This is a genomic window from Brevundimonas sp. A19_0 (genome assembly GCF_017744255.1).
In the GTDB taxonomy this organism is placed as follows: domain Bacteria; phylum Pseudomonadota; class Alphaproteobacteria; order Caulobacterales; family Caulobacteraceae; genus Brevundimonas.
Genome location: NZ_JAGHQP010000017.1, coordinates 26,776 through 44,002, shown reverse-complemented (window position 1 = coordinate 44,002; position 17,227 = coordinate 26,776). Strand labels below are relative to the sequence as shown.

The window sequence follows — 17,227 nt, the reverse complement described above, 5'->3', positions numbered from 1 at the left end:
CTTCCCTCTCGTCCGGCCAGGGCGGAGGCGCCGTAGTGGCCGCCGGCGCCTCCGCCCTGGCCGGACGAGAGGGAAGCGCTGCCGCCTCCTCCACCGCCGCCGCACAGGCCGTGGATCGGTTCGACGATCGCTTCACCCGCACTCCCGGCGGCACCGCCTTGCGCGGGGCGCCGCAGCACATTGCCGCTGCCTCCCGCGACAGCAGCCACCAAGGCATCGGCCGCTGTCAGACTGCCGCCCATGCCGCCGCTTCCTGCGGCTGCCTGCAGACCATCGCCCGCCGTGCCGGACATGCCGCCCTGCCCGCCCCCTGCAGCGAGCAGTTGCACGCCGTCTGACAGGATGCGGGTCATGCCGCCGTCGGCGCTCTCGGCCCCGCCCGTACCGACCGTGAGGTCCAGTGCGCCCGGCAGGCCGTCAACGGACCAGACCGCGTGGCTCTGGCCTCCTCCGCCGCCTCCGCCCCCGCCGACGCGTTCCGTGCCCGCAGGACCCGAGGTACCGGCAGCCCCGCCGCCGCCACCGCCCACGATGGTGGCCTCGACCCACCGGGCCCATTCGGGGGGAGACCACACGGCATCCTCCGTGAAGAGAAGGGCCTCCCGGCGGGTGGCTCCCTGCGGGAAGCGCACCCGGCCATCGGCGGGATCGACCTTCAACGCCTCGCGCCAGGTCGATCCGTCCGCGCTGACCTTCAGTCCGAACTGGTCCTCGCCGATCAGGCCCAGCTCGGCCCGCCCCGACCATGCGCTTTGCAGGATCAGCGACAGCACCTGGCCGGGCCCGGCCTTGTTCAGCACCAGCCGCAGGTCGCCCGTGCCGCCGTCGCCGGACTCTCGCGCCGTCCAGAGGGCGGAGTTCAGTTTCGCCAGAAAGGGATTGGCCGCATCGGCCGTGGCCCCGATGCCCAGCCGGTCGAGGTCCTGCAGCGCGTCAATCAGGGCCGCGAGTGGAGTCCAGCTACCGTCCCGCCGGACCACGATCTCCTCCGCATCCTCGACGACGGCGATCAGGCCCGGAGGGACCGGGACGGCGGTCCAGCCGCCGCCTTCCGCGCGCATCAGGGTTCCGACAGGGTAGAGCGACCACCGCTCGCCCGTCGCGCCCTCGGGCAGGATGTAGAGGCTGCCGTCGTCGACCCCGTCCGGCTGGGTCGTCATTGTGCGGCTGACGACCTGGCATTGCACCAGCCCGTCCAGCCGGGTCAGGGCCTCGTTGAGGGTCACATGTTTCTGCATCTGGCCGGCCGCCAGATAGGGCAGGCCCAGCCGTGCACTGGAATCGCTCATCGCCAATCTCCCGAAAAGTCCGGAGATCAGTCTGGCGACGCCGCCAACCCGGTCGCGCAGATCGCGTCGGGATCAGGCGGGCGGTTTGAACAGGTTCAGGAATTTCCGGCCGGGGCGCATATCCGACGCGGGCGGGTCAGCGGGGAGGTTTTGGCTGGACGGAGGAAGGGCCTCCCCGCTGGATGCGCGCCGGACTGCGGAGGGGTCACCCGACCCGCATCGCTTCAGCTACGACCGATGCGGGTCGTCGGATGCGGTCAGAGGGGCTGGAACTCGCCCTGCGCCACCACCGGGCCGTCCGGATGGTCGGCATGCGGGGTGTGGCCCGGCTGTTCCATCGACACGGCGACGGCAATGGCCTGGGTGGCCTGACCGACCATCACGCCCTGCAGATTGTGGCGCGAGGTGTCATGACCGTCGATGGCTCCGACCAGCTGCACCCCCGCATTGTCGGGCATGACCAGCCACAGGTGCGGAATACGGGTGTCGCCCTCCATCTCGCTGGTCGGCGCCAGGTACAGCTCGCCCGTCGCGCTGTCATAGACGAGCGTCATGGCGGCCGCGCCATTGTCCAGCTTGAGAGTGGCCACGCGGGTCAGGGATGCGGTCGGCGTCGGCGGATTCGTGACCACCGGCTCGGGCTGCGAGACCATCACCACCATGGCCACCAGGCTGGCGGCCAGCAAGCCCGTCGATCCGATGGCCCAGCGCCGCCAGAAGCGCGCGGCATTGTCGTTCGCCGCGCCACCCGTCACCGCGACGATGCGCGGCCACAGACGGGGCGAGGGCTCAACCGGGGCGATCCCGTCGGCCAGCTGGCTCAGCCGGGTATTCCAGCGATCGACCTCGGCGCCAAAGGCCGGATCGCGCGCCGCCTCGGCCCGGGCCGCAACCTCCTCGGCCGGGTCCAGCACCCTCAGGGCATATTCGCCCGCGCGGGCAATGCGGTCGTCGTGATCGGAAGCGGTCATTGTTCCAGACAGCTCCTCAGCTTCAGCAGGCCCCGGCGGATCCAGCTCTTCATGGTGCCGAGCGGCGTCTTCTCGCGCTGGGCCAGAACTTCATAGGTGACGCCCTCGAAAAAGGCCGTGCGGATGACCCGGCTGACCTTTTCGTCCAGTTCGTCGAGGCAGACGCCCAGCCGCCCGGCCTCATCGGCCAGCTGGACCTGCTCGAGAGCAGAGGGACCGTCGTCGGCCAGGTCAAAGGCTGCATCGACGGGCACACTGTTGCGCGCCACGCCGCCCGCGCGCAGGCGGTCGATCGAGCGATTGCGGGCAATGGTCACCAGCCAGGTGATGGGGCTGGCGCGCGCCGGATCGAAGCTGGCGGCCTTGTTCCACACGGTCAGATAGATGTCCTGCATGACGTCCTCGGCCAATTGCCGGTCAGACAAGATACGCAGGCACACGCCCATCAGCTTCGCGGAGGTCGCCTCATAGACCCGGCGAAACGCCGCACGGTCTCCCTGGCCGGTCTGGCCCAGCGCCTCGGACAGGGCGTCACGATCGAATACGGCGGTCATCCTGGCTCCCGAAGACGCAGACCCGCAGTTGGACGGCAGGGCACCCCTCCGTCAATCCCGACGATCAGTCGTGCAGGTAGATCACACGCTTGAGCTTGCGATTGGCGCGCATTTCCTCGCGGTGGGAGTCGTGCACGCCCTGCTCGTGCGCCTCGCGCTCGGACATTTCGACCCAGTGGGTCGATTCGATGTGCTTCTGCAGCGCCTTGGCCGCCATCAGGTGCCCGGGGAAGAGGGCGTCGATCGCGTCACCGGCAATGGGCACCACCCCCGTCGCCGTATCGACCGTCAGATAACCCACCATGCGGGCGAGGGTGGCGGGTCCCGCCTTGACGCGCAGGGCCTGTACGACCAGCCAGCCGCCGGCGCCCAGCGTATAAATGGTGCCCAGCCCGGGAATCCAGGTCAGAAGACCGTCGAGCCCCAGTCCAAAGGGCCCGATCCCGATCACCCGGTCCGAAATCTTCTTGATACGCTCGACACTGAGCCAGACGTTCTCGACGTCGGCGACCGATTTGACCATGCTTCCCTCCTGCCCGCTCCCCTCAACGCACTACGGAGACCGACGTTCATCATGTTGGCAAGACTGAAGGCCGTATTTCTTGTGCTGTGGCCATGGGCAGTCTGCCTGATCCTTTGCGGACCGTGGCTGATTCCGGCGGCGGCCCATATCAGCGGCAACGGGCATCGCTGGGTCGACATCCTCGCCCAGTTCACCGGTCCGGCCCTGGTCGGCTCGGTGATCGCCAGCCTGCTGGTCATGGCGCTGAAGCGGCCGCCGCTGATGATTGTCGCCTTCGGGGCCTTGCTGATCTGCGCCGGAGCCGTGGTCCCGCAGGCCTCCCCGCCGCGCGGCGTGCCCGAGCGCGGAGCACCCGTGCTGACCGTCTATTCCGCCAATCTCAATGCTGAAAATGGGGACGTGGAGGCCGTGGCCGCCAGTATCCGGGCGGCCCAGCCCGACCTCATCCTGCTGATCGAGGTGAGCCCGGCGGTCTTCGCCGCACGCCAGCACATTCTCGCCGACTACCCCCACCAGCACGCATCCGAGATCCTCGTACCCAAGGGCAGTCGGGGCAGTGTGATCCTCGCCTCCCGCTATCCGCTTACCCCTGTCCCGGGGCGGCCCGACCAGCTCTCGGCCTTGCAGGCCGTCGCCGACACCCCGCTCGGCCCCGTGCATCTGGTCGGTGTGCACCTGACCCGACCCTGGCCGTTCCAGTACCAGTGGGGCCAGATCATCCAGTCGATGTCTTTGGCCGAGCGTCTGGAGGATGTGACCGACCCGATCCTCGTGGCCGGCGACTTCAATGCAGTGTCCAGTGCCCGCATCGGGCGCCAGATCAAGGCCGAAACCGGCCTGACCCCTGCCCCGGCCTGGCCCGGCACCTGGCCCACCGAACTGCCGTCATGGCTGGGCATAGGCATCGACCATCAATGGCGTTCGGACGAACTGGTCTTCCTGTCCCGCCGGATCGGCAAGCGCACGGGGTCCGACCACTATCCGGTCGTGACCCGCGTCACCCGGGCTCGGCCTCAGCGCGGTCGCTGATCGATCAGGGTCTGCAGCCGCTCGGCGTGTCCGTCGGCGGGAAAGTCGTCGGCGATCCACCCGGCCTCGAAGGCCGCCAGCAGTGCGCCGGTCTCAGGGCCGGGGGGAATGCCCAGGGCCGCCACCTCGCGTCCACCCACGGGCATGCGGGGGATGGGCCAGGTCTCCGCCAGATCGCTCAGGGCGCGATGCCGCTCGACCTGACCGGGCCGGGCTGCGAGCGCGAGCGTCAACCGGTCCTGCGCCGCCTGGCGGCCGTTGGCATAGACCATGGCCCGCACGGCCGGCTCGCCCAGTTGCTCAAGGTCGGGCACCGGCCCCGCCAGTGCCACCAGCCGCACCCGATCCCGGTTCGACAGCCGCAGGGCCCGCGCTGCCCGGTCCCGCGCCCCGGCATCGGGGGGCATCAGGGCAGACAGGCGCAGCACGGCGTCATCGCTGACCTTCGCCAGGGCCTGAAACGCCTCCAGTCCCGGCACGTCGGGCAGCAGCCGCTGCAGGATGCCTGTCTCGGCCATGATCGCGACCGTGGGCACCGGGTTCGGCGCGGCGAGCAGCTTCAAGAGCTCCTTCGAGACCCGTTCGGCCGACAGCTCGGACAGGCCCTCCGCCTCGCGCACGCATGCGGCCAGCCCGGCGGGGTCCGGGGACCCTCGCCCGTACCAGGCCTGAAAGCGGAAAAAGCGCAGGATGCGCAGGCGGTCCTCGCGGATGCGCCGGTCCGGGTCTCCGACAAAGGCCACGCGCCGGGCGGCGATGTCCGCCAGTCCCTGGCCGGTGGGGTCGAACACCTGCCCCGACGCATCGGCGTAGAGGGCATTGATGTGGAAGTCCCGCCGTCCGGCGTCCTCGGCCCAGTCACGGGTGAAGGCGACCGTCGCGCGCCGCCCATCCGTCGTCACATCGCGGCGCAGGGTGGTGATCTCGAACGGGCGGTGGTCTGACACGGCTGTCACTGTGCCGTGGTCCAGTCCGGTCGGCACGGCCTTCAGTCCGGCCGTCTTCAGGGCCTCCATGACCTCTCGGGGCTCCAGTCGCGTGGCGATATCCACGTCGTCGACCGGGCGATCCAGCAGGCTGTTGCGCACACAGCCCCCCACAAAGCGCGCCGCGTCGGGCCCGCCCCGTGCCGCCAGCGCCCCCATCACCGCCCGGGTGGCCGGATCGGTCAGCCATGCCGCGTCGGACAGGGACGGCACGGTCACGCCAGCACCTCGGCGCCGGACGCCACCAGCCGGTCGTGCAGGGCCCTCAGTATGCCCGCCGTCACGCCCCAGATGTAGCGCTCGCCATAGGGCATGGCCCAGAAATAGCGCCGCGGCTCGCCGTCACGCTCATAGTGGTCCTGCCGGTGGTTGGCGGCATCCATCAGGAAATGCCAGGGCACATCGAACACCTCGGCCACCTCGTCCGGACTGGGCGCGACCGACGGCATCCGGTCGGTCCAGCCCACCACGGGGGTCACCAGAAATCCGGTTCCGGTCTCATAGGGATCGCCCAGCCCCAGCACCTCGACCCCCTGGCCCGACAGGGCCACTTCCTCGCGGGCCTCGCGCAGGGCGGCCTCGACAACCGTCTCGCCGGGGTCGAGGCGCCCGCCGGGAAAGGCGATCTGTCCTGTGTGGCTGGCCAGACTGTCGGACCGCCGCGTCATCAGCACGCGCGGTCCCACCCCCTCGGCGATCACCAGGATCAGCACTGCCGCCGGGCGCAGCAGCCGGACCGGACGGTCGGCTCCGGGGTTGAGGTCAAAGTCGGATCGCGCCGCCGCCGTCGCCGCCGGGCCGTCCGCAGGGTCCAGCGCCGCCATCAGGCTCGCCTTGAGCGCCTCCGCCGGGTTCATTCCAGCCCGGCTCCGACGGGGCCGAGGGCAAAGACCGCTTCGCCCGAGCGCACCGACAGCCGCCCCTCGACCGGTTCGGCCCGCTCGACCAGCTCATAGAACAGCGACCGGCTGACCCGGGCCCACAGATCGGCGCGCACATGGAGCCGCGGCGCCGGTTCCTGCGTCACCGGATCGGTCTCGACGACCAGAGGATGATCGGGCCCGGCGATGACCGTGTCGCCCTGATCCGTTTCGAACACCAGATGGCCCTCGACCGCCTTGAGACGGATTGCGCGGAACGGCAGGTCCTCGACCGTGATCTTCAGCTTCTCGACCGGCGTGACCAGATGATAGCCGTCCGGGTCCTTCCTGAGCACAGTCGAGAACAGCCGCGTCAGCTCGGGCCGCCCGATGGGGGTGCCCTCGTGCATCCAGATGCCGTCGGCCTGGATGACGATGTCGATGTCGCCGCAATGCTCCGGGTGCCACAGATGGACCGGCGGCAGGCCACGCCCGCCCTGCTCCGACGCCAGCCGCGCCAGTCCGTCGAGAGTTTTCGGTTCCTTGTCTGCCATCCTCCAGACTTAGGCGCTGTCCGGCTTGAGGCAAAGTCGCTTCAGGCGCGGGCGACCGGGCCCGCCACGTCCGGGACCGCCAGCGGTAGCCACAGGACCCGGGCCGGATCGACCGGTCCGGGCAGGGCCACCCCGTCGATCCGGGCAAAGCCGAACCGCCCGAAATAGGGCGCATCCCCGACCAGAAGGATGCCTGCGGCCCCGGTGTCGCGCGCCTGGTCGATGCAGGCCTGCACCATGGCGGCGCCCAGGCCCTCGCTGCGCTCCGAGCGTTCGACGGCGATCGGCCCGAGGAACAGGCAGGGCGTCTCGCCCACCCGGATCGACCACAGACGCACACTGCCGACCGGGCGGTCGTCGACGCAGGTGACGAAGCCCGCGGCCACGGTGCCGCCCTCCCTCAGACGCTCGGCCGTCTTGGCGAAACGACCGGGACCGAAGGCCGCCAGCACGATCCGGTCGATCGCGTCCGCATCGCCCGCCTGTTCGGCGCGCAGCACCGCACCCCCGGGATGGGGCAGGTCGGACGGGGTCTGGACAAGTGGCTCGGCCATAGGCGCGCGCTGCTACAGGGCGCGAGGCAGCGACGCAATCGCCGAAATGTCTCAGCCGAAATTCGGCGCCCGCTTTTGCGTGAAGGCCATGAAGGCCTCCATGGCCTCCGGGCTCTTCATCTGGCTGCCGAAGGCCTCGCCCTCGCGTTCCATCAGCGCCCACATGTCGGCGGCGTCGCGCATCAGGGCCTTGGTCTTGCGGATCGAGTTCGGCGCGCGCGTGGCCAGTTGCCGCGCAAGGTCGGCGGCCGTCTCGTCCACGGCGTCTGCGGCCACCGCGCGATTGGCCAGCCCCCAGGCCAGGGCCGTGCGGCCATCGACCGGCTGGCCCAGAGCAAACATCTCGAAGGCCCGCTGGTGACCGATCACCCGGGGCAGCAGCAGGCTGGACGCCGCTTCGGGCGCCAGCGCCAGATTGATGAAGGGCACCGACAGCAGGGCATCCTCGGCGACCACCACCATGTCACAGTGCAGCAGCAGGGTGGTGCCGATGCCGACCGCCCGCCCCTTCACAGCAGCGACCAGCGGCTTGTCCAGATCGGCCAGCGCCTTCAGGAACCGGAACACGGCCATATCGGCGGGCGACGATGCCTGCGAGCCCAGCGCGATGAAGTCGGCGATGTCATTGCCCGCCGAAAAGCTGTCGCCCTCGGCCCGGATCAGCATCACCCGCACGGCGTCATCGGTGCGACAGCGCTCGGTCGCCTCGGCCAGGGCCGCATACATGGCCTGGGTGATGGCGTTCTTCTTCTCCGGCCGGGCCAACGTGACGGTCAGGACGCCGTCGGCCAGTTCGGTGTGGATGGTCTCGGACACGTCGGTCACTCCCCGTTCGAATTCTGCAAGGTTTCGGCCTGGCGCCACCAGTCGACGCCGTCGGCATCGGCTTCGCGCACCACGCGGCCCCGCCGTTCCAGATAGTTGAGATGGGCGACCGCCTCGCCGGTGGCCATGCCGCGCAGCCCGTCGCCGACCGGGCGGGCGAACAGACTGGCAAAGGTGTCAACGGCCCGCATCGGCGTTTCCAGCCGGCGTTCCAGCCGCGCCAGCGCCTGGCCGTGGCCTCGCTTGAGGGCCGCCAGTCGGGTCTGCACGCCCCGGAAGGGCTCGCCATGCGACGGCAGCACCAGCAGGTCTTCGGGCAGCAGGTCTGCCAGTCTGTCCAGCGAGGCCAGCCAGTCGCCCAGCGGGTCGGCCAGCGGCTCGGTCGGCCAGACCGACACGTTGGACGAAATCTTCGGCAGGATCTGGTCCCCGCCCAGGAACACATCGTCCGGGCGCCGCCACAGGCAGACGTGCTCCGGGCTATGGCCCTGACCGACCACGATCTCCCAGTCATCCCCGCCGATCGACAACACATCGCCCTCGGTCAGGCGGTGGTAGGCATCCGGCATCGCGCTGACGACGCGCCCGAACTGACCGTAGTCGCGGGCCCAGCCGTCGAGCTGTTCCGGCGTCCAGCCTGCACGCTGGTAGAAGGCCCGGCCGGATTCCGGCGCCGGTCGCCCGGTGTCGGCCACCAGCATGCGGGCCGTCACATATTCCAGCCGCGACATCAGCAGCGGCGCCTGGAAACGCTCGCACAGCCAACCCGCCATGCCGATGTGGTCCGGGTGCATGTGGGTGCAGATCACGCGCGTGACCGGGCGCCCCTTCAGGACGCCGGCCAGCAGGTCCTCCCACAGCTCGACCGACTGCGGGGTGAACAACCCGGTATCGACGATGGCCCAGCCGTCCCCGTCCTCGACCGCGTAAAGATTGATGTGGTTGAGCGCCATCGGCAGGGGCAGGCGCATCCACCACACCCCGGGCGCTACGCAGATCGCCTCTCCGGCCTCCGGGACGCGCGCGAAGGGCCAGGTCAGGCCACGGGCCGTCTCTTCCTTCTCCTCGTCCTCGCGTACCACGCCGTCGGCCAAGTGCGTCTCCAATCGAAACCCTCGATAGACCATTTCGCCTTTCGGCGTCCACCCGGGGAGATTGCCCTGTTCCTGCCTTGACCCTGTCACATCCGCACGCGAAAGGTTACAAAAGTGAAAGTTGTCAGGAGCCTCCTCCGTGTCCTCATCCATCAAGCTCGCCACCCTCACCGGGTCCGCCCTCGCCCTTGCCCTGCTGAGCGCCAGCCCCGCACTGGCTCAGGACAACCGCGGCAATAATCGTAGTGAGGAGTCGTCCGAAGCCTCTGGCCAGATTCAGGGCGAGGTGGTCCTGCCCGGCCGGATCGGCGGGGGTCGCAGTGATCGCAACCAGCAACGCCAGCGCGGTCGTCAGCCCGCACCCCCGACGGCTGAGGAAGTGATGGCCCAGGCGACCAGTGTTGCCGCCATCGCCGTCCCCTCATGCCAGGTGACCGAGTCGTCGCTGCTGGGCATGCGTGAGGGCGGTGCCAAACTGTACGAAGTCGCCTGTGCCTCCGGCCCCGGCTACATCCTCGAAGCGGTCGAGGGCGCGCCCACGGCCTCCGACTGCGTTCTGCAGTCCAGCCTCGCCTGGCAGCTGCGCCGGGAAAATCCGGAGGCCGAGGTCGGCCTGCAATGCGCCCTGCCGGGCAACCAGAACCGCGTCCAGGTCATCAGCGCCTATGCGCGGGAGGCGGGCGTCTCATGCGACGCGGACGAGGCTGTCGCGCTGAACACCCGCGTGTATGAGCTGGGTTGCGCCAGCTCCGACGGCTATCGCCTCGAAAAGAGCGAGTCCGGCAGCTGGAGCGCCATGCCGTGCTGGCGCTATGCCCTGATCTCGACCGGCACCTGCCAGTTGACCACCGCGGAGGAAACCCGGGGTGAATGGCCGAAGCTGGTCGCCAATACCGAGGTCGCCAACTGCAACGTCGATGATGTGTCCTGGATGGGCGACGGCCCGGCTGATCGTGGCGCCTTCTATGAGGTCAAGTGCTCGACCGGTGAAGGCATGATCGTGCGCTTCCTCAACGGTTCGACCCAGCAGGTCTATTCCTGCGTCGACGCTGTCCAGATCTTCAGCAAGCCCTGCGAGCTGACCGGCGACGCGCTGGGCGCTACCGTTGAGCCGGAGAACGTTCCGGAACAATAAGCTTCGCTTCATGCGAGGGAATGGCCCGGCGTGCTGCGGTACGCCGGGCTTTTTTCATGGCGGGAACGCTCGGGCGCCGCCCCTGCTGTCGCCCCGCAGGCGTGGTCGACTTGGCCTCGCGTCATCTTGGGCTTATCACGCTTGATGCAAATCTCGGTTGAGGGGCTGAAATGACTTTTTCCAGACTGTTCGTTGGCGCTGCCACTGCGCTTGTCGCCACCCTGTCTCTCGGCGCGGGAGCAGAGGCCCAGACGCCCGGCGCCATTCAGCAACAGGCCGATCGCCGTGCGATCATGGAAAGCGATCGCATGGAGAGGGAGCTGACGCCGGGCTCCTTCGAGGCACGGGACCGCCGCGGTCGCCAGCTGACCCCGCCGCAGGTCGCCGAAGCGGCCGGTGCCGCCGTCACTGCGGCAGGCCTGACCTGCGAGGTCACCGAGTCCGCGCTCCTGGGCACCACCCATGACAACAACGACCTGTTCGAAGTCGCGTGCGCACAGGGCACCGGCTACATCCTGACGAGCGCCACGCCGCCCCAGACGTTCGAATGCGTCGTGTTGGCCGCCCAGGCCGATCAGATCCGGGCCCAGGGGGGCGAGCTGGCCCCCAACTCCGTGTGCCGCCTGCCTGGCAACCAGGGCGCTGCGGGCGCCATTGCGACCTTCGCCGCAGAAGCCGGACTGTCTTGCCGCGTCGATGCCGGCAAGGCGCTGGGCTTCACGCCGGAAGGCAATGCCGTCTACGAAGTGGGCTGCGCCGGTGAGGACGGCTATCACATCGAAAGAACCGCCGAGGGCTGGCGCACGATGGATTGCCTCCAGGCCATGGCGATCAATCTGACGTGTGAGTACACCACCGTCGCAGAGCAGGCCGCCGCCTTCAAACCGCTTCTGGCCGGCACCGCCCTGGACATCTGCGACCCCGCCCAACTGCACCTGCTGGGTCAGAACGCCTCGGGACGCTTCATCGAGGTCAAATGCACGTCAGGGGAAGGGTTCGTCGCCCGCGTCAAGGACCGTGCCATCGGACAGCTCTACACCTGCGGCGAGGCCGTACGGATCGGCGGCGGCTGTACCCTGACGCCGGTCACGCCTGCGGAAACGCCGGCCTCCAGCGAGCCATAGGCGCTCGTCAGAGGCCTGACGGATCGGCCCGGCGCATTTCGGTGCGTCGGGCTTTTTCGTGGGCGAAAGGGCCGATGCCCGCCCCCTCGCCTCGCGCGGGAAATCGCACTAGCTTCCGCCCATGCGCATCGCCACCTGGAACGTGAACTCCGTCAACGCCCGCCTCGAGACCGTGCTCGCCTGGCTGGGCGAGCACCAACCGGACGTCGCCTGCTTCCAGGAAATCAAATGCGTGGACGAGAAATTCCCGCGCGAGCCGTTCGAGTCGCTGGGCTATAACGTCGAGACACACGGCCAGAAGAGCTACAACGGCGTTGCCCTGCTGTCGAAGCTGCCGCTCTCGGATGTCCGCAGGGGCCTGCCCGGCGATCCGTCCGACGAACAGGCCCGCTATATCGAGGCCGTGGTCGAGGGACCGCGTCCGGTACGGGTGGGCGGCCTCTACCTGCCCAACGGCAATCCGGTCGGCACCGGGAAATTCAGCTACAAGCTCGGCTGGTTCGACCGCCTGAACCGGCATGCGCGCGAGCTGCTGGCGCTGGAAGAGGCCTTCGTGCTGTGCGGCGACTACAATGTCATTCCGACGCCCGGGGACGCCCGCGATCCGTCCGCCTGGGTCGATGACGCCCTGTTCCAGCCCGAGAGCCGCGCGGCCTTCCGCGCCCTGTGCAACCTCGGCCTGTCGGACAGCCATGCGCTGGGCAATGAGCCGCCGGGCACGTTCACCTTCTGGGACTATCAGGCCGGCGCCTGGCAGCGCGACCACGGCATCCGCATCGACTTCCACCTGCTCTCGCCCCAGGCCGCCGACCGCTTCACCGGCATCCAGACCCATCGCCAGGCACGCGAGATGGACAAGCCCAGCGACCACGTGCCGGTGGTCGTGACGCTGGAGGACTGAAGGTGGGCGAAGCGGTGCGCTTCATGCTGCTGGTTGCGCTGGCGGCCGCGGCCCTGACCACCGTCATGCTGGCCCTGGCCTGGTGGATGGAGAGCGAGCGTCGCCTCCGCCGGACCCTGCTCAAGACGCTCGGCGTGCCCCCCGAGGTCGAGGCCTTTTCGCCCGCCGAGGGCAAGGCGGCAGGTCTCGACTTTGACGAGGGCCAGATCGCCGTCCTCTGGGCGCGCGGGGCCCATGGTCTGGTCTATGGCTTCGAAGAGATCGACGGCGCCGAGATCATCGTCGACGGCCATGTGGTGGCCCGCGTGCGTCGCGGCGAAGCCAGGAAGGCGCTCGACATCCTGGCGCCTGACGCCGAACTGGTCGTCCTGCGCCTGATGTTCATGGACGCCCGCCATCCCGAGTTCGAGCTGAACCTGTGGGATACGGCGGCCCCGTCGCCCGAGGGCTCGCCCTCCGAGGCCCTGCGTCTCGGGCGCCGCTGGCTGTCGCACCTTGAAGCGCTGATCCGGGCCTGAACCCCGCCTTTGCGCTTTGCGTTCCGTTCCTGCGGGTCTAGAAGCCCGCCCATTCCTGTTTCGCCTTTTCTCTGGGAGCGCCCGCCGTGGCCCGCCTGTTTGACGCCTATCTGATCGCCGACTGGACCGCCGCCGAGACTCGCAAGCTGGGCGACCAGTCGCTGTGGGTCGGCGTGGCCAAGCGCGACGTGCGCTTCCGCCTCTATACCGAGACCCACAACGTTGCGACCCGCGCCGAGGGCGAGGCACTGATCGCCTCCCTGCTGGCCGATCACCGCAAGCGCGGCGACCGGGTGCTGGTCGGTTTCGACTTCAACTTCGGCTATCCGGCCGGCACGGCCGCGCGCCTGCAGCTGAAGGACACCAGCTGGCGCGGCATGTGGAATTTCATCGCCTCGAACGTGGTCGACAAGGCGGACAACACCAACAACCGCTATCAGGTCGCGGCCAAGATGAACCGGCTGATGACCGATCAGGCCTGGCCCTTCTGGGGGGCGCCCGCCAAACAGACCCAGCGCTGGCTGACAGCGACCAAGCCGCCCGAGGGCGCAGGCGCCGACATTCCCGAGTTCCGCGCGACCGAACACGCCGCCCGGCAGGGGCGCCTGCAACCCAAGAGTGTCTGGCAGATGCATGGGGCGGGCGCCGTGGGCGGCCAGACCCTGGTCGGCATCGCCGCCGTCAATCGTCTGCTGCAAAAGCTGGATGCCTCCGCCGCCGTCTGGCCGTTCGGCACGGGCTGGCGCGCGCTCGATGCGTCCGACATCGAGCCCCTGTCGGCCCTGGTCGTCGAGGTCTGGCCGTCGCTGTTCGATGCCAAACCGAACGAGGGCGAGTTCAAGGACCAGGCCCAGGTCCGGGTCACCGCCGAGGCCTTTGCCAATATGGATGACCGCGGCGAACTGGCGGCGGCCTTCGCCCCGCCGAAGGGCGCCTCCGACGAGCTGATCCGTCAGGTTGAGACCGAGGAAGGCTGGATCCTGGGCGTCAACCGCCTGCCGCCCGTCTAGCGTTCGGGGTCGCCGACGAAGTCCTGGGCGAACTCGGGCGCGTCCTCGTGGTCCAGCAGGTCCAGTTCGTCGTCGCCGTCCGACGCACGGCCCGGGTCGGGCACCTCGAAGCCGCTGGGCATGGACATGTCCAGCAGGCCCGCCGCCTTCATCTCCTGCACGCCCGGCATGTCGTTCAGGCTGGCCAGGCCGAAATGCTCGAGGAACCGGTCGGCAGTGCCATAGGTGACCGGCCGACCCGGCGTGCGCCGCCGTCCGCGCAGCCGCACGAAGCCCATCTCCAGCAGCTGGTCGAGGGTGCCCTTCGACAGGGACACGCCGCGCACGCTTTCGATCTCCGCCCGGGTGACCGGCTGGTGATAGGCGACGATGGCCAGGGTCTCGAGCGCGGCCTTTGACAGGCGCCGAGGCTCCTCGCGCTCCTCGGTCATCAGGAACGACAGGTCCGGCGCGGTACGGAAGCTCCAGCGATCGGCCACCACCTGCAAGGTCACGCCCCGGTCGCGATATCGCTCGACCAGCCGCGCCAGCGCCCGCCCCACATCGGCATCCTCGGGCAGGCGCCGGGCGATGTCCGCCGCCGACAGCGGCCCGGCCGCCGCAAACAACAGGGCCTCGACCCGGCGCTCGATCTCGGTGTCATCAGGGCGGAAGGCCAGTCCTTTTTTCGCGTCGGTCGCCTCGTCACTCATGGCGTCAGCTCCAGCGGCTGGCCCTGCTCGCGGCGCCGCAGATAGACATCGGCAAAGGCCTCGGCCTGGTTCACGTCCAGCGCCCCCTCCTTGACCAGTTCCAGGCTGGCCGACAGGGTCGAGGCCACGTAGCTGGCCTGGCTGGGCCCCTCCCGCTCACCGCTCTCGTCGGGTGTTTCAGCCTGCGGAGCGATCTCGCCCAGCGCTGTCCAGCCGTCCATGTCCGGAAGCCGGTCGCGCAGCCAGTCCCGTGCGGCCTCAAGCGGAAAGGCCTCGACCCGCAGGCCGGGATTATAGGCCCGCCGCTCGGCCCGCCGCCGCTGGTTCACGTAGGCGCTCATCAGCTCATAGAGGCTGGCATCGATCTGGTCCGAGGGGACAACGACCGTGGCCTCGGGGTCGCCCCGGGTGAACACATCGCGCTTCAGGATCGGCTGGCGCATCAGGGCCTCGCCGGCCGTGCGCATGGCCTCCAGCTTGCGCAGCCGGAAGGCCAGGGCCGCCGCCATCTCCTCCGCCGGAATCTCGGCATCGGGGGTGGCCTCGGTGCGCGGCAGCAGCAGGCGCGACTTCAGATAGGCCAGCCAGGACGCCATCACCAGATAGTCCGCCGCCAGGGCGAAGTTCCGTCGCCGCGCCTCGTGCACAAAGGCCAGATACTGTTCGGCCAGCTTCGTGATCGACAGGGTCAGCAGATCGACCTTCTGGTTCCGCGCCAGCGCCAGCAGCACATGCAGCGGCCCTTCATAGCCGTCCAGATCGACGACGAAGGCCTCCTCCGGCTCGACCGCCTCGACCGCGGCAAAGTTCAGATTGGGCTGGAACGGCCGGGTCACCCCTGCGCCTCCCCGACGTCGGGACCGGCTTTCGCCTCAAGATACGGAGCCATCATGCGGTCGAAGCGCGCCCGCGCCTCGGTGACGTCCAGCGGTTCGGGCGTCCGCACGCGACGCGCCAGCGCCGCCTCGGCCCGGCGCAGGCTCTTGCCCTTCAGCCGCTTCGAGCCCGCCAGCACGGCCTGCATCTCGTCCATGTCGCCGTTGCAGTGCAGGGCCACGTCACAGCCGGCCTTCAGGGCGCGCTTGGTCCGGTGCTCCAGATCACCCTTCAGCGCCTGCATCGACAGGTCGTCCGACACGATCAGCCCCTGGTAGCCCATCTCCTCGCGGATCATGTCGAGGACCACGGGCGAGGTCGTGGCCGGCCTGTCGGGGTCCAGCGCCGTGTAGACCACATGGGCCGTCATCGCGATCGGCATGTCGGACATGGCCTTGAACGGCAGGAAGTCCCACGCCTCCAGGTGATCGCGGTCGGCATTCACGACCGGCAGCTCCAGATGGCTGTCCGACAGGGCGCGGCCGTGGCCGGGGATGTGCTTGATAACCGGCAGCACCCCGCCCGCCATCAGCCCCTCGGCGGCGGCCCGGCCCAGCACGGCCACCCGCTCCGGATCGTGGGCATAGGCCCGGTCGCCGATGATGTCGTGCGCGCCCGGCACCGGCACATCCAGCACCGGCAGGCAGTCGACGTCGATGCCCATGGCGTGCAGGTCATGCGCCATCAGACGCGCGCCCAGCCGGGCGGTCTCGCGCGCCTCGCCCAGATCCCGAGCGGCCTTGAGATAGGCGTCACCCGGCGGATAGCGCGTCCAGTGGGGCGGGATCATGCGTTGCACCCGCCCACCCTCCTGATCGATCAGGATCGGCGCCTCCGGGGTGTCGACCGTCGCGCGAAGCGCGCTGACCAGCCCGGCCAGTTGCTCCGGGTCCTCGATATTCCGCCGGAACAGGATGAAGCCGAACGGCTGGGCCTCGGCGAAGAAGTCGGCCTCCGCCTCGGTCAGTCGGGGGCCCGAACAGCCCAGGATGATCGCCCGCGTCACCTCGGATCAGCGCACGATGCAGTCGCCGCCCGAGGCCTTGATGGCATCGCACAGCCCCTGCGCCTGTTCGCGGCTCAGGCCCGAGATCATCGTCCGGTACAGGGTCGATCCGCTGGAGGAGGTCACTTCCTGCACCCGCTTCACCGCGCCCTCGGTGTACTGGCTGTAGCGGCCGACCACCCGGCCGTATTCACGATCGGCCAGTCCGGGCGTCGAGAAGGCGCCGATCTGCACGGCCGAATTGCCGCCGACGGCCACCGGGGCCGACGGCGCCGGAGCGGGCGTCGGCTCGGCCCGCGCCGGGGCCGGGGTCTCGGCCGGACGGGCGTTGGGCTGGACCGCTTCGGGCGGCGGGACATAGGTCGGGGCGGTGACGATCGGCTCCGCCTCATCATAGACATCGATGCCTTCGGCCGGATCGACCGGCTGGGCATCCTCTGCGGCCTCGACCTTCAGCTCACCGACCGGCGTGCCGATGGCCGGCGGCGCATCCTCGGACCCGCGCGGCCCCGCCCGGTAATAGACCACCACGACGATGATCAGCAGCAGCAGGACCGCCGCGCTGATGATCAGGGTGACCGGCGGCCCACCCGCTCCGCTCCGGCGAGCGTCATAGCCGCCCCCGCCCCGGCGGAACGGCAGGTCCTCGTCGGTCGGGGGGGTATAGGCGCCGCGTTCGCGACCGGCGCCCGGATCCTGGCGATAGGGGTCTTCGTGCGACATGGG

General features: G+C 69.4%; 20 protein-coding genes. 6 read left to right on the top strand and 14 right to left on the bottom strand.

Annotated features, from left to right (window positions below; all coding sequences use genetic code 11):
- The 4 genes from J7346_RS12965 to J7346_RS12950 form a co-directional block, all read right to left on the bottom strand.
- Positions 1–1,289: DUF2793 domain-containing protein (locus tag J7346_RS12965; protein ID WP_209120396.1), on the bottom strand; the 1,289-nt coding region annotated here is incomplete at its 3' end.
- A 257-nt stretch (positions 1,290–1,546) separates the two neighbouring features.
- Positions 1,547–2,260 (bottom strand): anti-sigma factor, encoded by a 714-nt coding sequence (locus J7346_RS12960; protein WP_209120395.1) that lies wholly within the window; start codon positions 2,258–2,260, stop codon positions 1,547–1,549.
- On the bottom strand, positions 2,257–2,814 hold the full coding sequence (locus J7346_RS12955) for a sigma-70 family RNA polymerase sigma factor (RefSeq protein WP_209120394.1): 558 nt from the start codon (positions 2,812–2,814) through the stop codon (positions 2,257–2,259). The genes J7346_RS12960 and J7346_RS12955 overlap by 4 nt, the downstream gene beginning before the upstream one ends.
- Positions 2,815–2,878: 64 nt before the next feature.
- Complete coding sequence (locus J7346_RS12950) at positions 2,879–3,337, bottom strand: DUF4112 domain-containing protein (protein ID WP_209120393.1); 459 nt, start codon at positions 3,335–3,337, stop codon at positions 2,879–2,881.
- Between the two features lie 51 nt (positions 3,338–3,388).
- On the opposite strand from J7346_RS12950, the gene J7346_RS12945 reads away from it, so the two are divergent.
- Positions 3,389–4,366, top strand: a complete 978-nt coding sequence (locus tag J7346_RS12945; protein WP_209120392.1) for an endonuclease/exonuclease/phosphatase family protein — start codon at positions 3,389–3,391, stop codon at positions 4,364–4,366.
- Here J7346_RS12945 and J7346_RS12940 read toward each other — a convergent pair.
- The 6 genes from J7346_RS12940 to J7346_RS12915 are packed head-to-tail and all read right to left on the bottom strand — an operon-like array spanning position 4,351 to position 9,239.
- Positions 4,351–5,571 (bottom strand): CCA tRNA nucleotidyltransferase, encoded by a 1,221-nt coding sequence (locus tag J7346_RS12940; RefSeq protein WP_348521510.1) that lies wholly within the window; start codon positions 5,569–5,571, stop codon positions 4,351–4,353. The two genes, J7346_RS12945 and J7346_RS12940, sit on opposite strands and share 16 nt — an antisense overlap.
- A complete protein-coding gene (locus J7346_RS12935; RefSeq protein ID WP_209120391.1) occupies positions 5,568–6,209 on the bottom strand; it encodes a CoA pyrophosphatase in 642 nt (213 codons plus the stop codon). Before J7346_RS12935 ends, J7346_RS12940 begins: the two co-directional genes overlap by 4 nt.
- Positions 6,206–6,766, bottom strand: a complete 561-nt coding sequence (locus J7346_RS12930; RefSeq protein WP_209120390.1) for a DUF1285 domain-containing protein — start codon at positions 6,764–6,766, stop codon at positions 6,206–6,208. Before J7346_RS12930 ends, J7346_RS12935 begins: the two co-directional genes overlap by 4 nt.
- Positions 6,767–6,807: 41 nt before the next feature.
- Positions 6,808–7,320 (bottom strand): N-acetyltransferase, encoded by a 513-nt coding sequence (locus J7346_RS12925; RefSeq protein ID WP_209120389.1) that lies wholly within the window; start codon positions 7,318–7,320, stop codon positions 6,808–6,810.
- 51 nt (positions 7,321–7,371) lie between these two features.
- Entirely contained in the window at positions 7,372–8,136 is a 765-nt protein-coding gene (locus tag J7346_RS12920; protein WP_209120388.1) for an enoyl-CoA hydratase, read from the bottom strand.
- Between the two features lie 5 nt (positions 8,137–8,141).
- Positions 8,142–9,239: an MBL fold metallo-hydrolase gene (locus J7346_RS12915; RefSeq protein ID WP_245157858.1), complete on the bottom strand. Its 1,098-nt coding sequence runs from the start codon at positions 9,237–9,239 to the stop codon at positions 8,142–8,144.
- Positions 9,240–9,378: 139 nt separating this feature from the next.
- Here J7346_RS12915 and J7346_RS12910 point away from each other — a divergent pair, with 139 nt between their 5' ends.
- From J7346_RS12910 to J7346_RS12890, 5 genes are all read left to right on the top strand, one after another.
- Positions 9,379–10,374, top strand: coding sequence for a hypothetical protein (locus tag J7346_RS12910; protein ID WP_209120386.1), 996 nt, complete (start codon positions 9,379–9,381; stop codon positions 10,372–10,374).
- Between the two features lie 170 nt (positions 10,375–10,544).
- The gene (locus J7346_RS12905; RefSeq protein ID WP_209120385.1) at positions 10,545–11,498 is read left to right on the top strand and encodes a hypothetical protein; all 954 of its coding nucleotides are present in this window, start codon (positions 10,545–10,547) and stop codon (positions 11,496–11,498) included.
- A 121-nt stretch (positions 11,499–11,619) separates the two neighbouring features.
- Positions 11,620–12,399, top strand: a complete 780-nt coding sequence (xth, locus tag J7346_RS12900) for an exodeoxyribonuclease III (RefSeq protein ID WP_209120384.1) — start codon at positions 11,620–11,622, stop codon at positions 12,397–12,399.
- 2 nt (positions 12,400–12,401) lie between these two features.
- On the top strand, positions 12,402–12,917 hold the full coding sequence (locus J7346_RS12895; RefSeq protein ID WP_209120383.1) for a hypothetical protein: 516 nt from the start codon (positions 12,402–12,404) through the stop codon (positions 12,915–12,917).
- An 86-nt stretch (positions 12,918–13,003) separates the two neighbouring features.
- A complete protein-coding gene (locus tag J7346_RS12890; RefSeq protein WP_209120382.1) occupies positions 13,004–13,927 on the top strand; it encodes a cobalamin biosynthesis protein CbiG in 924 nt (307 codons plus the stop codon).
- On the opposite strand, the gene scpB is transcribed toward J7346_RS12890, so the two are convergent.
- The 4 genes from scpB to J7346_RS12870 are packed head-to-tail and all read right to left on the bottom strand — an operon-like array spanning position 13,924 to position 17,224.
- Positions 13,924–14,619, bottom strand: coding sequence for an SMC-Scp complex subunit ScpB (scpB, locus tag J7346_RS12885; protein WP_209120381.1), 696 nt, complete (start codon positions 14,617–14,619; stop codon positions 13,924–13,926). The genes J7346_RS12890 and scpB overlap by 4 nt on opposite strands.
- The gene (locus tag J7346_RS12880; RefSeq protein WP_209120380.1) at positions 14,616–15,455 is read right to left on the bottom strand and encodes a ScpA family protein; all 840 of its coding nucleotides are present in this window, start codon (positions 15,453–15,455) and stop codon (positions 14,616–14,618) included. The genes scpB and J7346_RS12880 overlap by 4 nt, the downstream gene beginning before the upstream one ends.
- Entirely contained in the window at positions 15,452–16,501 is a 1,050-nt protein-coding gene (nagZ, locus tag J7346_RS12875; RefSeq protein ID WP_209120379.1) for a beta-N-acetylhexosaminidase, read from the bottom strand. Before nagZ ends, J7346_RS12880 begins: the two co-directional genes overlap by 4 nt.
- 6 nt (positions 16,502–16,507) lie before the next feature.
- Positions 16,508–17,224, bottom strand: a complete 717-nt coding sequence (locus J7346_RS12870) for an SPOR domain-containing protein (RefSeq protein ID WP_209120378.1) — start codon at positions 17,222–17,224, stop codon at positions 16,508–16,510.
- Between the last annotated feature and the right edge of the window lie 3 nt (positions 17,225–17,227).

Excerpts from the sequence above, each read along its gene's own strand:
- J7346_RS12930 (WP_209120390.1), bottom strand. The coding sequence starts at position 6,766 with ATGGCAGACAAGGAACCGAAAACTCTCGACGGACTGGCGCGGCTGGCG.
- J7346_RS12905 (WP_209120385.1), top strand. The coding sequence starts at position 10,545 with ATGACTTTTTCCAGACTGTTCGTTGGCGCTGCCACTGCGCTTGTCGCC.
- J7346_RS12870 (WP_209120378.1), bottom strand. The coding sequence starts at position 17,224 with ATGTCGCACGAAGACCCCTATCGCCAGGATCCGGGCGCCGGTCGCGAA.
- J7346_RS12955 (WP_209120394.1), bottom strand. The coding sequence starts at position 2,814 with ATGACCGCCGTATTCGATCGTGACGCCCTGTCCGAGGCGCTGGGCCAG.
- J7346_RS12960 (WP_209120395.1), bottom strand. The coding sequence starts at position 2,260 with ATGACCGCTTCCGATCACGACGACCGCATTGCCCGCGCGGGCGAATAT.
- xth (WP_209120384.1), top strand. The coding sequence starts at position 11,620 with ATGCGCATCGCCACCTGGAACGTGAACTCCGTCAACGCCCGCCTCGAG.
- J7346_RS12945 (WP_209120392.1), top strand. The coding sequence starts at position 3,389 with ATGTTGGCAAGACTGAAGGCCGTATTTCTTGTGCTGTGGCCATGGGCA.
- J7346_RS12950 (WP_209120393.1), bottom strand. The coding sequence starts at position 3,337 with ATGGTCAAATCGGTCGCCGACGTCGAGAACGTCTGGCTCAGTGTCGAG.
- J7346_RS12925 (WP_209120389.1), bottom strand. The coding sequence starts at position 7,320 with ATGGCCGAGCCACTTGTCCAGACCCCGTCCGACCTGCCCCATCCCGGG.
- J7346_RS12935 (WP_209120391.1), bottom strand. The coding sequence starts at position 6,209 with ATGAACCCGGCGGAGGCGCTCAAGGCGAGCCTGATGGCGGCGCTGGAC.
- scpB (WP_209120381.1), bottom strand. The coding sequence starts at position 14,619 with ATGAGTGACGAGGCGACCGACGCGAAAAAAGGACTGGCCTTCCGCCCT.